This is a genomic window from Falsiroseomonas stagni DSM 19981 (assembly GCF_900114315.1).
GTDB classification, from domain to species: Bacteria; Pseudomonadota; Alphaproteobacteria; order Acetobacterales; family Acetobacteraceae; genus Falsiroseomonas; species Falsiroseomonas stagni.
In genome coordinates, this window is record NZ_FOSQ01000031.1 from 1 (window position 1) to 15006 (window position 15006).

19 protein-coding genes and 1 pseudogene are annotated in these 15006 nt (G+C 66.4%); 18 read left to right on the plus strand and 2 right to left on the minus strand.

Annotated features, from left to right (window positions below; genetic code table 11):
* Positions 1 to 115: 115 nt before the first annotated feature.
* Positions 116 to 940 carry an IS5 family transposase gene (locus BM041_RS29330; protein ID WP_092963583.1) on the minus strand — a complete coding sequence of 275 codons (825 nt, stop codon included), beginning with the start codon at positions 938 to 940 and terminating at the stop codon, positions 116 to 118.
* Between the two features lie 592 nt (positions 941 to 1532).
* Here BM041_RS29330 and BM041_RS29335 point away from each other — a divergent pair.
* The 14 genes and pseudogenes from BM041_RS29335 (at position 1533) to BM041_RS29400 (ending at position 12739) form a co-directional block, all read left to right on the plus strand.
* Positions 1533 to 2351 (plus strand): MICOS complex subunit MIC60, encoded by an 819-nt coding sequence (locus tag BM041_RS29335; RefSeq protein ID WP_139226240.1) that lies wholly within the window; start codon positions 1533 to 1535, stop codon positions 2349 to 2351.
* 33 nt (positions 2352 to 2384) lie between these two features.
* Positions 2385 to 3443 (plus strand): PstS family phosphate ABC transporter substrate-binding protein, encoded by a 1059-nt coding sequence (locus BM041_RS29340; protein ID WP_092963587.1) that lies wholly within the window; start codon positions 2385 to 2387, stop codon positions 3441 to 3443.
* A gap of 28 nt (positions 3444 to 3471) precedes the next feature.
* Positions 3472 to 4176: a hypothetical protein gene (locus BM041_RS29345; protein ID WP_092963589.1), complete on the plus strand. Its 705-nt coding sequence runs from the start codon at positions 3472 to 3474 to the stop codon at positions 4174 to 4176.
* A 50-nt stretch (positions 4177 to 4226) separates the two neighbouring features.
* Complete coding sequence (locus BM041_RS29350; RefSeq protein ID WP_092963591.1) at positions 4227 to 4661, plus strand: hypothetical protein; 435 nt, start codon at positions 4227 to 4229, stop codon at positions 4659 to 4661.
* A 54-nt stretch (positions 4662 to 4715) separates the two neighbouring features.
* Positions 4716 to 5006, plus strand: coding sequence for a hypothetical protein (locus BM041_RS29355; protein ID WP_092963593.1), 291 nt, complete (start codon positions 4716 to 4718; stop codon positions 5004 to 5006).
* A 59-nt stretch (positions 5007 to 5065) separates the two neighbouring features.
* Positions 5066 to 5866 carry a bestrophin-like domain gene (locus BM041_RS29360; protein ID WP_092963595.1) on the plus strand — a complete coding sequence of 267 codons (801 nt, stop codon included), beginning with the start codon at positions 5066 to 5068 and terminating at the stop codon, positions 5864 to 5866.
* Positions 5866 to 6915 carry a hypothetical protein gene (locus BM041_RS30330; protein ID WP_139226241.1) on the plus strand — a complete coding sequence of 350 codons (1050 nt, stop codon included), beginning with the start codon at positions 5866 to 5868 and terminating at the stop codon, positions 6913 to 6915. Before BM041_RS29360 ends, BM041_RS30330 begins: the two co-directional genes overlap by 1 nt.
* Positions 6916 to 7190: 275 nt before the next feature.
* Complete coding sequence (locus BM041_RS30895; RefSeq protein WP_092963599.1) at positions 7191 to 7685, plus strand: hypothetical protein; 495 nt, start codon at positions 7191 to 7193, stop codon at positions 7683 to 7685.
* On the plus strand, positions 7682 to 8098 hold the full coding sequence (locus BM041_RS29375) for a DUF6524 family protein (protein ID WP_092963601.1): 417 nt from the start codon (positions 7682 to 7684) through the stop codon (positions 8096 to 8098). Before BM041_RS30895 ends, BM041_RS29375 begins: the two co-directional genes overlap by 4 nt.
* The gene (locus BM041_RS29380) at positions 8095 to 9009 is read left to right on the plus strand and encodes a hypothetical protein (protein ID WP_092963603.1); all 915 of its coding nucleotides are present in this window, start codon (positions 8095 to 8097) and stop codon (positions 9007 to 9009) included. Before BM041_RS29375 ends, BM041_RS29380 begins: the two co-directional genes overlap by 4 nt.
* The gene (locus BM041_RS29385; RefSeq protein ID WP_092963605.1) at positions 8976 to 9818 is read left to right on the plus strand and encodes a bestrophin-like domain; all 843 of its coding nucleotides are present in this window, start codon (positions 8976 to 8978) and stop codon (positions 9816 to 9818) included. The genes BM041_RS29380 and BM041_RS29385 overlap by 34 nt, the downstream gene beginning before the upstream one ends.
* A gap of 75 nt (positions 9819 to 9893) precedes the next feature.
* A pseudogene (locus BM041_RS29390) lies at positions 9894 to 10403 on the plus strand (transposase); the annotation flags it as partial.
* Between the two features lie 213 nt (positions 10404 to 10616).
* The gene (locus BM041_RS29395) at positions 10617 to 12206 is read left to right on the plus strand and encodes a TRIC cation channel family protein (protein WP_092963607.1); all 1590 of its coding nucleotides are present in this window, start codon (positions 10617 to 10619) and stop codon (positions 12204 to 12206) included.
* Between the two features lie 29 nt (positions 12207 to 12235).
* Complete coding sequence (locus BM041_RS29400; RefSeq protein WP_092963610.1) at positions 12236 to 12739, plus strand: FAD-dependent oxidoreductase; 504 nt, start codon at positions 12236 to 12238, stop codon at positions 12737 to 12739.
* Positions 12740 to 12766: 27 nt separating this feature from the next.
* Here BM041_RS29400 and BM041_RS29405 read toward each other — a convergent pair whose 3' ends face one another.
* On the minus strand, positions 12767 to 13243 hold the full coding sequence (locus BM041_RS29405; RefSeq protein WP_217648895.1) for a hypothetical protein: 477 nt from the start codon (positions 13241 to 13243) through the stop codon (positions 12767 to 12769).
* A gap of 24 nt (positions 13244 to 13267) precedes the next feature.
* Here BM041_RS29405 and BM041_RS32015 point away from each other — a divergent pair, with 24 nt between their 5' ends.
* From BM041_RS32015 to BM041_RS29420, 4 genes are all read left to right on the plus strand, one after another.
* Positions 13268 to 13393 (plus strand): hypothetical protein, encoded by a 126-nt coding sequence (locus BM041_RS32015; protein ID WP_281244729.1) that lies wholly within the window; start codon positions 13268 to 13270, stop codon positions 13391 to 13393.
* Between the two features lie 48 nt (positions 13394 to 13441).
* Entirely contained in the window at positions 13442 to 13897 is a 456-nt protein-coding gene (tnpA, locus tag BM041_RS29410) for an IS66-like element accessory protein TnpA (RefSeq protein WP_092963613.1), read from the plus strand.
* Positions 13897 to 14244 (plus strand): IS66 family insertion sequence element accessory protein TnpB, encoded by a 348-nt coding sequence (gene tnpB / locus BM041_RS29415; RefSeq protein WP_092963615.1) that lies wholly within the window; start codon positions 13897 to 13899, stop codon positions 14242 to 14244. Before tnpA ends, tnpB begins: the two co-directional genes overlap by 1 nt.
* 45 nt (positions 14245 to 14289) lie before the next feature.
* Positions 14290 to 15006: IS66 family transposase (locus BM041_RS29420; RefSeq protein ID WP_139226244.1), on the plus strand; the 717-nt coding region annotated here is incomplete at its 3' end.

Below are 15006 nucleotides of genomic sequence, written 5' to 3' on the forward strand. Positions count from 1 at the left end.
CGGCGTCGTTCTGGCTAAGCCATGAAGACCTGCTGCCACAGCGCATCCTCCCCCTCGCGGGTCAAAGATGCACCACTACTCCCGGGGACTGAACAACTCAGAGCCCGTTTGAGAATTACCGGTGGGCGACGCGGCGGAGCAGCAGCGCGCCCATTGCGACGTGGATCATGGCCTCGGAAACGTCGAGGCGCTTCTCGTAGTCACGTACCAAGCGGCGCCAGCGGATCATCCAGCCGAATGTGCGTTCCACGACCCAGCGTCGCGGGACGACTTCGAAGCCCACCGATTTGTCGGAGCGGCGGACGATCTCGACCACGAAGTCGAGGAACGCGGCCTTGTCCATGAGCTTGGTGCGGTCGTAGCCCGCGTCGGCAACCAGGTGCTTCAGCCAAGGCCAGCGCTTGCGGATGGCATCGAGGATCGCCTGCGCACCCGCGCTGTCCGACACGTCGGCGGGAGTGAGATTTATCATCAGCAGCCGCCCGTCCGTGTCCACGGCGACGTGCCGCTTGCGTCCGACAATCTTCTTCCCGCCGTCGTAGCCGCGCACCTCCGCGTATGGCGCCTTCACCGTCTGGCTGTCGATCACGCCACCAGTCGGGCTGGCCTCGCGGCCCGCCGCCTCGCGGTCCAGCATGAGCGCCACGTCGTGGATGGTGCGGAACAGCAGGCGCCGGGCAAACCGGCGGAACCACCAGTAGACCGTCTGCCACGGGCCGAAATGCACCGGCAGCATCCGCCAGCCGCCCGCGCTGCGTGCCATGTAGCGCATCGCGTTCAGCACCTCGCGCAGATCCACGTCCGGCTTTCTGCCGCGCCGCGACGGCTTTGGCAGCAGCGGCTCGATCCGCGCCCATTCCTCGTCCGTCAGGTCAGAGGGGTAGCGCTTCGTCTTACGGCCAAGCTCGGCCATCCGGCCTCGGGTCTCTCGGGTCCACATCCCGAGCTTGAATCACCCCCGGCCGCGTCGGGCCAAGCCATTCTCAAACGGTCACTAAGCCACGCCCGGAGGGGTGACCGAGCGGCCGACATGTCGTTTTTTGTCGATCAAATTCCTTACCCGCGAGGCGAACCAACCAAATTCGCGCGTATTTGTTGATGAGACTGCAATACAGAGATCTTGTTTCGATTTATTTGTACTATTAAGTGCACAAATTCCATTATTGGTCGCGGTGGTTGGCGCTAACATTGAACTGCGCCATCGCGGGTGAACGCGCACGCCGATGTTTGGAGGGGGCAATGTTGGCATCGCGATCGCAAGCATCCTCGGCAGGCCGCGCCGTCAAGCTGGTTCCAGCGCCCCCGGCGTTGCCATTCTTGCTTTCGCTCCGGTCATGAAGCGCCACAGTTCATCGAAAAACACGAGTAACCGTGCTGGCCGGCGGCCACACGCGGTCGCGAAACGGCGCGACGCTGTCGCACCGCAGTCGACGCGTTCCGCGCGGCCGCGCGGCGCTTCGCTCCCACCGAGTGCTGATCCGCCGGTTGAGGCGAAGCGGGCGAGGGGTTGGGCGGGGCGGGGTTTCAGGAAGGTGGCGTTCGCCACCCTTGGTGCCGTCGGCGCTGCTACGCTGCTGACTATGGCCATCGCCGGCATGGCGCGGTCCCCGACGTCTGCCGTGGCCGCTGATGCCGCTCAGACAGGGTTCGGCTCGGCCCCGGCCATGCACGCCCTTGTTGCTCGTCTCGAAGGGCTGGAGGCTCGGCTGGCAGCACTAGACGCGGCGGTTCAGAATGTCGGACTTCGATCGACTGCAGCGGAGGCCGCGTCCGGCCGCATCGCCGCTATGGCTGAACGGGTGGAGCGGCTGGCGGCGGCACAGGAACGTCCGACCGAACGCTTCATGGCGGCGGCACTCCTGCTCCAGGCAAGCATCACCACCCCGCGTCCCTGGCTGCGCGAGTACCAGGCAATGGTGGACCTGGCACCGCCCGGCGCGCTGTCCCAGCCGGCGGCGGAGGTTCTGCTGAGCCATGCCGCGCGCGGCGTGCCATCGGAGGCCGAACTACGCGAACGGTTCGCGGTCCTGATGCCGCAACTCATCGCACGTGCCCCGCGCGGCGAGACCGCCCTCGGCAGCACCGTTGCCGCGGTCCGCGGCGGCCTGGCATCGGTCGGGCTGACGGCGCCGCCTGCGCCGACGGATCAGGAACAGGCCATCGCCGGCGTCGCCCAGCAACTACGTCGTGGCAACCTGGCGGCGGCTGTGTCCGACGCCGCCTCGTTGGATGCGGGGATGCAACCCCTGCTGAGCGGCTGGCTCGCGCAGGCGCGGGCGCGGCTCGCCGTAGAGCAGGCGGTGCAGGAAACGCTGCTCCGCCTTCTCTCTCCCGCAGCGCGCTCGTCGTGAAGGTCAAGACCGTAACGAATTCGGGAGACTCCAATGCGCCTTGATCTTGTCGCTCTTCTCTGCGGCGTCATCGCGCTTGGCTCCGGCCCGGCCGCGGCGCAGGGCGGCATGACGCTGCGCGACCGCCTCGTGGTCGTCAGTTCTGGCTCCTCCGCGACCTTGTCACGGCTGCTGTCCGACAGTTTCAAGGATCGCTACGGAGGCGTTGTCCCGCCGGTGTTGCAGCCAGTCGGTTCGACACGCGCGATGGAGCTGTTCTGTGCGGGGATTGGGCCACAGACGCCGGACATCGCCATCACCACGCGCCGAATGCCGCGATCGATCATCGAGAGCTGCACCGCCCAGGGCGTGACCGACATCATCGAACTGAAGATTGGCTACGGTGCCATCGTCATCGCCGCCCGGCGCGGCGACCCGACACCTGCGCTGACGTCGCGCCAGATCTGGTCGGCGCTGGCTGCAGAACAGCCTGTGAACCACGAATTCGTGCCGAACCGTCACAGGCTCTGGTCCGATATCGCGCCAACGCTGCCGCGCATGCCCATCAGCTTCATCCAGCCATCGCACGAATCCGGCACGCATGTGCTGTTCGACGATCTCGTCATGGAGGCAGGCTGTCGCTCGGTACCGGACATACGCCTGATCTTCGAAGCGGCATATCGCTTAACGAAGTGTCTGACGAACCGCACCGACGGCGTCCTGCGCACCGTGCCGGCCGCTGAAGTTCCGGCTGCTCTGATGGCGGCCCCTCCCGGTACCCTCGCTGCGATGTCCTATGATCAGTTGATCGCCAGCGGTGGCAACTTCGTCGCCCTGACCCTCGATGGCTCGACGCCGACGGCCGCCAGCATCGCCGCCGACCAATACGATCAGGCGAGGCCGTTCTATGTTTATGGGAAGAATCAGCATTCGCGCAGCCAGAATGGCGTCGGCGTGGTGCGCGGCATCCGCGAGTTCCTCAACGAGGTCACCAGCGAACATGCGGCAGGTCCCAGCGGCTATCTGGCGCAGGCCGGTCTCGTCCCCCTTCCGCCCGCGGATCGTGCCGCACAGCGCCGCATTGCACTGAACTCTATCCTTATGTCCCGCTGACCCGACCAAACCGACGGAACCCCAGACCATGAATGCCAAGGCCATTGCCTTTGCAGCCCTCCTCGCGCTGCCGGCTTCGGCTGGCGCCCAGGTCGCGGCGCCAGCCGGCCCCGCGGCCATCGCTTCGCCGCTGCAGGATCTGCAACCCGACAACAGTTTCAGTGATCGCGCGGCACGCCTGTGGTCGGGTGTCGTCGGCATGTTCGACTTCCAGCTGGGCAGCGGCGACTTCGTCCGCAGCAACAACGCAGCGCTGAGGCAACAGGCACGCGAGGACTTCACCTGGCTGATGGGCGTGGCCGGCTACAAGCTCAAGGAGATCGAGACGGCGGTCAGCATCGTGCCCAGCCTGAGCCTCACTTTCGGCCATGCGCGCGAACTGACCGAAGGTGACCGCGACCACTTGGATCGCATGCTGATTCGGCACGCACGGCAGTATCCGGGGCCGCTTGCCGCCATCCAGCGCACGATCGTCCGGGGCATCGTCGATGCGTCGGAGATCGGCGGCTTCACCGTGGACAAGGTGGAGGTGGACTTGTTCCCGCTGCCCAAGGTGAAGTTGGTGATGACGCCGACCGATGCGCCGCTGGGCGTCGAGGCGAGCCGCATTATGCGGGCGATCGAGAGGCTGAACCAGCGCGTCCAGACGATCGCGCCGCGGCCCCAGGGCCAGGGTTTCGAATTCAACGTGCCTCAGGGAGCGCCACTTCGGCCTGCCTCGATCGACTACTGACTGGTCAGCGGCCGGCACGGCGCCGGCCATACCAGGAAAGGCAAAATGAAATGACAGCCACCGAGATGAATGGTCGGTCCCGCTTCGCGGAACTTGTCAAACTGCAGACCCAGGGTCGTCGCTTTATCGACAGCGATCAGGAGCGGAAGATCCTGGAGGATGGCGTGGTGCGCTACGGCCTTACTCTGGATGAGGCGGTAGGCATGCTGCGGTCCGCGACTGACAACGGATCGATTGCCCTCGAAGGCGAGATCGGCGTCTCTGCCAGGCAGTTGTTGAAGACGCTTGCCGATCGTCGCAACCGCGTGGCGCGGGACGATTTCGACCGCGCTGTAGCCTTCTACAAGGCGCGCGCCTCCGGCGGCATCAGCGGTGCCGATGCACAGCGCCGCGTGAAGCGGATGATGGAAGAACTCGACCTTCAGCCGAAGGCGACGGGACGACTCATCCGCTCGCGTCGCTGGTACCGCATGATCGAAGCGTGACGTCGTCTCCCGCCACGGCATTGAACATGCCCAGACCATCCAGGAGTTTTCTTGATGATGCGTATCCTCCTACTGCTCGCCATGCTCGGTCTGGCGGTTCCTGCCGGCGCGCAGACCGCCGCACCCACGCGGTATGACGTGGGGTCAGGGGTTACAATCACGCTGCCGGCCGTGCCGCGCATCAGTGCGGGTCATGCTGCCGCGCTGACCACCGGCATGTTCGCCGGCGTGGTCGCCGGTACCGTGATGATCAATGGCGGTGCCGTTGCGGCGGTAGTCGGCGCCGTTGCCGGCGCAGTGCTGGGTAACTGGTACTGGACCGAGCATGTTGAGCCGCAGGACTGACGGATTTCGGCCGAGCAGCGGGTTGGCGCAACCAGGGCCAGCCTGACGGAGCGCCACCAATGGAATACCTGTCGCCCCACGGTGTTGCCGGCATGCCGGCATGGCTTGGGTTCGTCATCACGCTCGCTGTCCCGGTTCTCCTGGCACTGGGCTTAGGCCGGCTCCTGCACGCGCTGTTCACACCCGCAGAATTCGCCGCCAATGCCGCGGTCGGCGCTGTGAAGTATGGCTTCATCGTGGAGATATACGCCGTAGTCGCGGCGCTGACGCTCGTAGGGTCTTGGGACATCTACCAGACCGCCCGCGACACGCTGCAGAAGGAGGCGAGCGGCCTCTACATGCTCGCCTTGTCGGTCGACAGCTTCGTCGGGCCGGAGTTCGCCGACCAGCGGGCGGAGATGAGGGGTGCGTTGCGCGCCTATGCCTCCAGTGTCGTTTCCGGCGACTGGCCGGCCATGCAGGCAGGTGCTCCCGCGGCTGCTTCGGACATCACCTTCCAGCGCCTCACGCGCGCCTTTCTCGATGTCGATGGCCGGACGACGGGGCAGCAGGCGCTGGGGCAGAAACTCGGTGACTGGCTTGGCAGTGTCGCGGAAGCGCGCATTGCCCGCCTCTCAGTCGTGTCGCGATCGCTGGCGGGGCTGATCTGGCTTCTGGTCCTCACCGTCTCGGTGGCGGTCATCGCCTTCCAATGGTTCTTCGGTGGAGGGAACGCGGCCATGCACTACACGATGGGGGCGGTCATCTCAGTCATCGTGGGGCTGGTGCTGCTCGTTTCCCTCAAACTGGCATTTCCCTTCGTCGGTGATCCGGCGCTGCTGACGCCGCGGGCCTTCTTCGCGCTAATGGACGTATCCTGATGCCCGCCCGTCTGTCCGTGCCGATGTTCTGCGCCATTCTTGGGGCCGCGGGAGCGCCGACTGCGAGGGCTGAAGTGCTCGCTGTCATAACATCGGATGGGCGCTGCACGCTCCGCGAGGCCGCCGATGGCACACTCACCGCCACGGCCGCGGTACTCGGCGCCGATGCGCACGAACTGCACGCCTTCGCTAGGCGGCTGTTGGCCGACGCAGCGGCAATGCGAATGGCCGCCGCGCGGGAACGGGTGCCAGCCTTCGGTGACTGGGCCTATGGCTGGGTGCAGAGCTATGTCACTTCCTATCGAGTTCTGTCCCACGGTGCGATTGGTGCCGCGCAGTCCCTCGCAGGGCGAGGAGAATGGCCGCGGCTATCCACTATCGCCGACGAGATGGCGGCCCCGGTGCGGGAGGAGTTCCGCAGCCGCGTCCTCGCGCCCTCGTTGGAGGGTGGCGGTTTTGAGGCGGACTTGGGGCATGTGGGTCATGTGCTGGACGGCGCATGGCGCCGCAGATTGGACGGCGCTTCAGCGGTGCTCTCAGCCTTGCCTGGACCATCCGTTGCAACGGGCTCAGGTGGTACGCCTTCCACCATCCTGGTCGACTTTCGTGCCGCAGCCGCACAACTGACGCCGACGATCCTGGCCTCCACAACTGCTGATCCACTGTCATTGGTCGCGCAGGAAGGCGCCGACAGTGCCACTGTATTCATGCGCTCCATTCGCCCGATGGCTGCACGGCTTGGCGCTGTGGTGATGCGGATCGGCGAGGTTGGCTCCATAGTCACCGCTGGCGGAGCCTTCGGCTTTGCTCTCGGCGGTACGCCAGGCACCGCGATCGGCATCGCTGGAGGTGTCAGCGCCTCCTGGGCGATCGACTGGGTATTCAATCGCGTCGATGCCAGCATGAATCGCGTAGCATTCGAGGCCCAGGCTCTCGAAGCCATCACCCGAGCCGAGCTTCGCATGGCAGAGGCCGGTACCGCTGCGGCGGCGTCCGCCCTGGCAGCGCGGATGCTGGCCTTGGTACCCGGTGCAGGGGGCTGCCCGTGACAATCCCCAACTCGATCTCCGGTGCCGGCGCTGGACCTACCTCCGAACTCGCTCCCGACACAGCCCAAGTCCCGGTCGAGCCGCTGGTCCCACCGGCGCAGCGTACGCGCGCGAGATGGCTACCGCTCGGTCTCTCGGTCGCAGCCTGCATCACCTCCTGCGTCGCGCTTGCGGTTAGTCTGAATAGGAATGCGACTGCCGTTCCGCCGATCCTCGTCTCGATACCCACCGATGTCCCTGCGTCCCTCATTGGCGTCGAACTGCTCTTGCCCCACTTGCCACGCTCGCAACCGTTCCAGCGTCCCTTCGCCATCGCCAACCTGCTGGCCGCCGGTGATGCGGAGGTGCTGGCGCTGCTGGCACCACTGGGCGATGCGGCGCGAGAAGGTGCACCGAACCAGAGCCATCTCCTCGAAACCTTCCCTGCCGTGGCCGATGCCGCAGTGCTGATGGAGATGGGATTTGGCGCTGACGTCGGCTGGCTCGCACGCCGCGCTGCAGCGGCGATGCGGATCGGCGTGGCGCTCGGCAGCAATGGCTCACCAGTGCTGGCTGCGATGGATACCATCGGCGTAGCGCTGGCGCGCGGTGACCTGGCCGAGGCGCACCGTGTCCTGCAAGGACTGGATGGTGCGCTGCCCCCTGCTCTGGTCAGCTGGCGCGCAATGCTGGAACGGCGCGTGGCTGCGAACGTGGCAGCACAGCGTCTGGCGGCGCTGGCGCGAGATCGCGCGGAAGCGCTCACGCCGCTGCGGAATGCGCAGCGATGAATGCGCGGCACTTCGACGGGAAGGCAGTAGTGGCGCGCGGGTTGCTGAGCCTCGCTGCCGTCTTTGGCGTCTACAACCCCTCCGGCCGATCTTATCTCCACTGGGTCTTCAGTGGTTTCGACTGGATCTGGCTCAAGATAGCAGTCGGGGCGCTGCTCTACGCGATCCTCGCCATACTGTGGCAGACCACGCGAAGCGTGCTCGGTCGCGCGGGCGTCGTGCTGGTCATCATCTTCTGGCTTGCCGCCACCATGGCGGCGTCGCGCTTCCTCGGCCCAACCCGCTTCGACCTGACTGTGCTTAGCGTCTGGGGGCTCATCGCCGTCGCTGCCGTCTTCACTGCCGGGCTGTCCTACCCACACCTCCATCACCGTCTCGGCGGCATTGTCCATACGGAGGAAGTCCAGAAGTGACGCTCACCCTGACGATGCCGCAGGCCGACACCACGCCGCCTGGCAAGGCGGATGCGTTCGTCGTCAGCTGCATTGACCCACGCCTAACCGACGACGTTACTTTCCTGATGGCCTCCCTGGGCCGCACCGACCGGTACAGCGAGATGCGGATCGCCGGGGCCGCGCTTGCAGCGGTGGACGACCGCAAACCGACATGGGGCGAAGTCCTGTGGCAGAACCTCGCGGCGTCTCGCCAGTTGCACGGCGTCCGGAAGGTGGTCTTCGTCAACCACCGCGATTGCGGCGCGATGCATCTGTGGGCCGGGCGGCGGCTCAGCGACAATCCGGTAGATGAGCTGAGCCAGCACCAGGCCGTGCTGCAACGCGCCGCCAGCGCGGTGCGCGCGCGGCATCCCGACATGACCGTCGAGACCAGGCTGATGGAGCTGGACGGAAGCGCGAACATCCTGTCCTGCGCGGTGTGCGCTCCGCCCAGTCTTGTTGCACAAACGATGGCGCCGCCCACCGTCGATCCTAAGCGCGCCTTCGCCGACCTGGTTCGCCTGCGCGGCGCGCCTTCAGCGCCGACCGAGGCGGCGCAGCGGGACCTCATGGCCGAGGGTGTTACGCGCTTCGGCCTGGATGCGGCGGAGGCTCGCCTAACTGTCGCGGCGGAGGCGCGGCGCCGCGGCATGTCCACCACAGCCGAGCGCGATGTCGCGGCCTTCCTGCGCAGTGAGGCCGATGGGCAGGGGCGCGTCTCCCGTCGCAGCGCCGAACAGGCTGCCACGCTGTTGCGGACGATGCGGCCGATGCCGAAGGAAGAGGCATCACGCCGCGTCGCAGCGCTGCTGGAGGCGGATAGCCTCGCACCACGCCCGGATGGCATCCTGCGCCGATGCGGCTGGCTCAACCGCATGGCGGCAGGCTGATCGCCGATGCCACGGGTTACATCACGGGCGCTTCCATGAACGCCATCCTGGCGGAGTTGCAGGCTATGCCAAGCCTCGGCGTCTATGTCGTCTTTATGGCGAGCACAGCGCTGACTGCTGCACTCGGGTGCGTTCTGCTGGCTCCCCTCGTCAGACCGCCGCAGACAAAGGAGCATCTTGACGTCGCGATGCGCGCGACCGGCGCGGTGATGGCGGCGCTGACCCTTAGCCTAGCTTTCTGCGCGGTGCAGGCGCGTTCCCAGAGTGATGACGCTCGGCGCGCGATCTCGACCGAAGTGGCCGCCATCTCTACCCTGGCGCGGATCAGCCATCGCATGGGCGTGCCAGGTAGCGAGTTGCGGTCGGGCATCATCGCCTATGTCCACGCCATCATCGACCGGGAATTCCCGAACATGGCGGCGCAGGGCGCAGAGGCGGAGACAAGTCGTCTGGCCCTTGCGATCGAGGAAGCGGCCTACCTTGCGGCAGGTGCGCTACCGGAGGTGATGGCCACCGATATCCTCCAGGAGACAGAGGAGGTGGAAGCTGCGCGGGAACGCCGCCTGCACGCTGCGCGCAGTGGACTGCCGTTCGAGTTCTGGCTGCTGATCGCGCTGCTCTTCGCCCTGCTGGTGCTGACTGGGGCGTTCTATCCCCCCCGCCGACACATCGTTGGCATGCTGGCGCTGCAGGCCGCCGGCGGAGGCGCGCTGCTAGCCTTCGTCTTCCTCGTTGCACAACCTTTCCGCGACGGCACTGGACTGACGTCGGAGCCGTACCAGACGCTGCTGAATCGAATCGAGCATTAGCAGGCTGCGGAAATGCGAGCTGGCTGCTCGGCTTTGGAGGTGATTCGCTGCTGCGGCTGGGCTTCGGGGGCGGCGATGCGGGGCAAGGACGAGGTCAGGGGATCGCTGTTTAGCTATTTGGACCTGGAGCGCCGGGTTGGCCCGGACCATCCGCTGCGTGCGATCCGCGGCATCGTCAACGCGGCACTGAGCGAGATGTCGGGGGAGTTCGACACGCTCGACCCGCCGACGGGGCGGGATTCCATTCCGCCCGAACGCCTGCTGCGCGCCCTGCTGCTGCAAGCGTTTTTCTCGATCCGCTCGGAGCGACAGCTGGTCGAGCGGATCGACTTCGACCTGCTGTTTCGCTGGTTTGTCAGCCTCGGCGTGGACGATCCGGTCTGGGACGCCACGACCTTCACCAATAACCGCGACCGGTTGCTGGCGGGCGAGGTCGCCTCCCGCTTCCTGGCCAGTGTGCTGGCGTAGCCGAAGGTCCGGACGTTGCTCTCAACCGAGCACTTCTCGGTCGATGGCACGCTCCTGGAAGCCTGGGCCGGCACCAAGAGCTTCCGACCAAAGGACGGCTACGGGCCGCCACCCTCACCGGCGAGATCCGCTTCCATCGCGGCGACGAATCAGCCTTCACCGCCTACCGCTGGTAGCTTTTCAGTAGCCTGCTAATCGAGCGGGCCCGACACTGGATTGTAGAATAAAAAGAAATAGAAAATATTCAATAATAAACAAATAACAACTCATTTTTCGTTGAAGATTTCATTAAATTGTTATCGACGCAGGCAACGACGGGAAGTCTCTAACATGCTGCAGAACCTTATCCTTTCGGTGGCCTTTGCGGCGCTCTCCGCACGACTGTGCTGTGCTGGCGAGGACATGGCGCCCACCCAGCAATCTTGGACTCCGAGGCTCGGTCGCACGGTCCGCGCGCTGCAGCAGGCTTCGGCGGCGATCGGAGCCGCGCTGCTGCTGCTCACCGAGCCTGCCGTGGCGGAGCAAATGGGCGCATATCTCCAGCAGGCACCGGGCCTGCATGGCGCCACAGCGGCGCGCAGCTCGGAACGATTGCCTTGGGATCTCCGCTTGCTGCACGTCGTGGCTGAAAAGAGCGGGCTCGGCCTCACCCTTGGCGGTGTCACGCTGTCTGATCCGCTGCAGGCTCTGCGAGAGGGCCGCATTGCGTTCGCTCTGCCAGTGCCGGGCGCAACGGATAACCTGCCTATGCGCAGCATTCCCTACGGCGAGCGGCGCGACATCCTCATCATTCCTCGTGGGTACAGCATCCATCGTAATCCTACCGTAGCCCTGACCGCGGCCCGGGCCGACGGCATGCGCATCGCAGTCGCGCGTGCATCGCCCATGGCCACAAGGCTCTCGAATGCATCCGGCACCGTGGTCCTGCCATCAGACACGGCGGTGATCGCGGCGTTGCAAGCGGGTGTCGTTGAGCTAGCGATTGTCGAATCTATAGCCGCATTCGAGATGCTCGCGGTCGAGAGGAACCATAGGTTCCATGCGGTTACTGAGCCGATTTCGGTGTCTCCCGTCGTGATCGGCTTCGCCCCAGGCTCGATTGATGCGGAAAGCCTCGCGCGGATCGATACGACGATCGCGGCGCAGCGGCAGCAGGCTGCGCAATGGCAGCAAGCGGAATTGCGCCGCGCGCTGATGCGATCTGCGCTGGCGAGCGCGACCTGGTTCAGCTGGCTAGATTTAATTGGCCTGATGGCATTCTCCTTTTCGGGCGTTATCATCGCGCGCGCTCACGGCTGGTCGCTATTCGGCGGCGCAGTTCTTGCCGGCCTACCTGCGCTCGGCGGTGGCGTGATGTGCGACATGATCGCCGACCGACAGCCGCTCTCTGTTGTCGAAGCGCCCGAGACGATACTGACCGTGCTAGGGGTCGTGCTGGTGAGCTTCTCATTCCTCAAGGTGCTCGATTTCGCTCGCGGTCGCTGGCTGTGGCTGTTCGACGTGGTCAACTTCTACATCTTGCTGCGCGGACGCTTCCGGCCTTTGGCCGCGCTGGAGGTTACGGACGCGATCGGGATTGCGGCTAGCACGGTTTCCGGAGTGATGGTGGCGGTGATGTTCTCGGTCGAGCCACTCTGGCTCTGGGGGCCCATCATGGCGGCGCTGTCAGGTGCAGGCGGCAGCATCCTCCGTGACGTGGTGCGGTCCGATCCCTTGGTGCCGGCGATGCGCCGGTCCTTCTACGCTGAGGTTTGCCTGATCTGGGGCCTGTTTCTCTCTCTTGGCCTCACGTGGATCAGCGCCAATCAACAGGAAAGTCTCCTGACCGGCTTGGTCGTTACCACGGTGCTCGGTGCGTTCCTGACGCGCATTCTAGTATGGCATTGGAAGTGTGATGCGCCGAGCTTTGCCAGACGATAAGCGTCGCATGGCGCGACACGCCGACCTGGATGGCGCCGCACGCGAAGTTCGGCGCTGTTTATGGCCGCCCCTTCTGGCGCTCGGCTGGCCTGTCGGGCATGGCGCAGAGCGCAGTCGGCCCAATGGGCGAGATCCAAGTCGCGACAACCGCTTCGTGCGTGGCGGCGCTGTTCGGCTTTCTCGGCATCGACGCAGATCGGCGCCAGACTGCGGGAACGGCGCTGCTGACCCGCGCCTGCCTTGATCAACTCGTGCGGCTGTTCGGAGACGAGGCCGGACGCCCCGCGGCGACGCTGCTGATGGACTGGACTGCCGAGGTCTGCACCGCGACCGCGGACGACCGGCGCGGCGGTGCCCACCCCGTGCCGCAGCGCGGGCCGTCGGTGGACGGCGCCCGGTGGGATCGCCTGTCACTCGCAGGGAGCGAGACCAGCACGACCGATCCCGGCTACCTGGCGGGCGCGATGGATGCCGCCTCACGCGCCACCGCGGAGGTGTTGCAGCGGATCGCCGTGCCTGGCCGTGCGGCGTAGTGAGGGAGGCGAAGGCACGCCCTGGCATCACGGCACTCGCCGCTTCACCGCCCCCACCGACAGCGTCGCCGCGGCCAGATCGAACGTGGCCGTGGAGATGTTCCGCGCCATCACCCGCACCGTGTTGTTCGACCACACTGCCGCATCGAGTTCGATGAACCGCGTCGACGACACCAGAGATGCCGTTGCCAGGTCGCCCGCCCGTGCCCCGTTCACCGTGACATCGAGCAGCGATGTCGCCCCTGGCGCCAGGCTCGGCAGATCCCAGGACACCTCCACCGCGAACTCCCGCCGCCCGGAGCCAAACAGCGGCCCCGTCAGCAGCGGCGTGCCATTCAGTACGGCCGGTGCCGCCTCCGGCAGCCCAAAGATCCGCAGCGCCTCGAGCTCGATCTGCCCGTCGAAGCCGATCTCATGGCTTGATCGGGTGCCGAGCGAAAAAGCCATCTTCCAGTCGCACACTTCGCTTGGCTTTGCAGCGACATAGAGCGAGGTGTCCGTCACGCGGCGAGCGAGACGGAGGCGGCGATGACGAAGCAGGAAGCCAATCAGCAGCGCAGCCTTGATGCCTTCATGGCGAGGAAGGTCGAGTTTGACGCGCTGCTCGGCGAGCTGCAGCAGGCCAGTGCCGAGCACTTCGGCGGTAAGCGTTAGCCGAACCCGGCCTTGAGCTGAAGGGGTTGGTTAGCCGAAGTGGTCGCCATGACGGACGACGCGACGACGGCACCACTCATTGGCCCCTCTTACGACGGTCGTAGGAGCGGTTCCGGAGGTCGCGCGGGGCGCGGCGTCGAGGTTCGGGTGCGGGAGGTGCGGCGGCGGAACTGGTCGACGGAGGAGCGGCTGCGGATTGTGCGGGAGACGCTGGAGCCTGGGGTGATCGTCCAGGCGGTGGCGGATCGGCATGGCGTCAGCACGGGCCAGCTCTACACCTGGCGCAAGCAGATGCTGGCCACCGCGATGGCGGGGTTCGTGCCGGTGGAGGTGGTGCCGGAGGCGCCGCGACTGCCGCCCCCCATGCTGGCTGAGACGCCGACCAGCAGCGCCGCGCCCGGCATCATCGAGATCACGCTGCCCTCGGGTGCCAGCATCCGCATCTCCGGCGGCGCGGACGCGGCGACGCTGCGCCTGGTGCTGGCCGAGATGGGTGGGCGCTGATGCTGGGCCCGCCGCCCGGCACGCGGGTGTTCCTGGCCTGTGGCGTGACGGATATGCGCAAGGGCTTCGACGGCCTGGCTGCGCAGGTGCAGACGGTGCTGGCACAGGATCCCTACAGCGGCGCGATGTTCTGCTTTCGCGGCCGCCGCGGCGATCTGCTCAAGATCCTCGTCTGGGATGGCCAGGGCCTGATCCTCATCGCCAGACGGCTCGAGAAGGGCCGCTTCGTCTGGCCGCAGACGGCGAGTGGCGCGGTGTCGCTGACCGCGGCGCAGTTGTCGATGCTGGTCGAGGGCATCGACTGGCGCATGCCCGCCTGGACCGCGCGGCCGCAGGCGACGGTGTAGTCGATCGGCGATTGCGGCGCGGCCAGCGTTGCATAGAATCGCGATGTGCAGACCGCGTCCTTCGACACGCCCGATGCCGAGATCGCCGCGCTCCGCGCCCTGCTGGCGGAGCGGGACGCGGTGCTGGCGGAACGCGATGCCGAACTCCGCAACGCAGGCTTCGAGATCGAGAAGCTGAAGGTCCAACTCGCGGCGCTGCGGCGGGACAAATACGGCCACTCGTCGGAGAAGCTCGCCGCCGAGATCGGCCAGCTTGAGATGCTGATCGGCGATGCCGAGGAGGATGCCGCGCAGGCCGCCGCCAGGGCGGAGGCCAGGGCAAAGGGCCAGCCGCGCCGTCCCGCCATCCGCAAGCCGCTGCCGGAGCATCTGCCGCGCGAGACGATCCTGCATGAGCCGGTATTCGCCTGCCGCTGCGGCTGCACCGACCCGAAGCGCCTGACCAGGCTCGGCGAGGACGTCACCGAGGTGCTGGAGAAGATCCCGGCCCGGCTGAAGGTCATCCGCCACGTCCGCCCCCGTTACGCCTGCCGGGCCTGCGAGGCGGTGCTGCAGGCGCCGGCGCCCGACCTGCCCGTGGAGAAGGGGCGGCCCGGCCCCGGCCTGCTCGCCCATGTGCTGGTCTCGAAGTATCTCGACGGCCTGCCGCTCTATCGCCTCTCAGCCATCCTGGCGCGGGAGGGTGTCGAGATCGAGCGTCAGACGCTGGCCGACTGGGTTGGCCGTGGCGCTTGGTGGCTGAGCCGCCTCGCCGAGGCGATC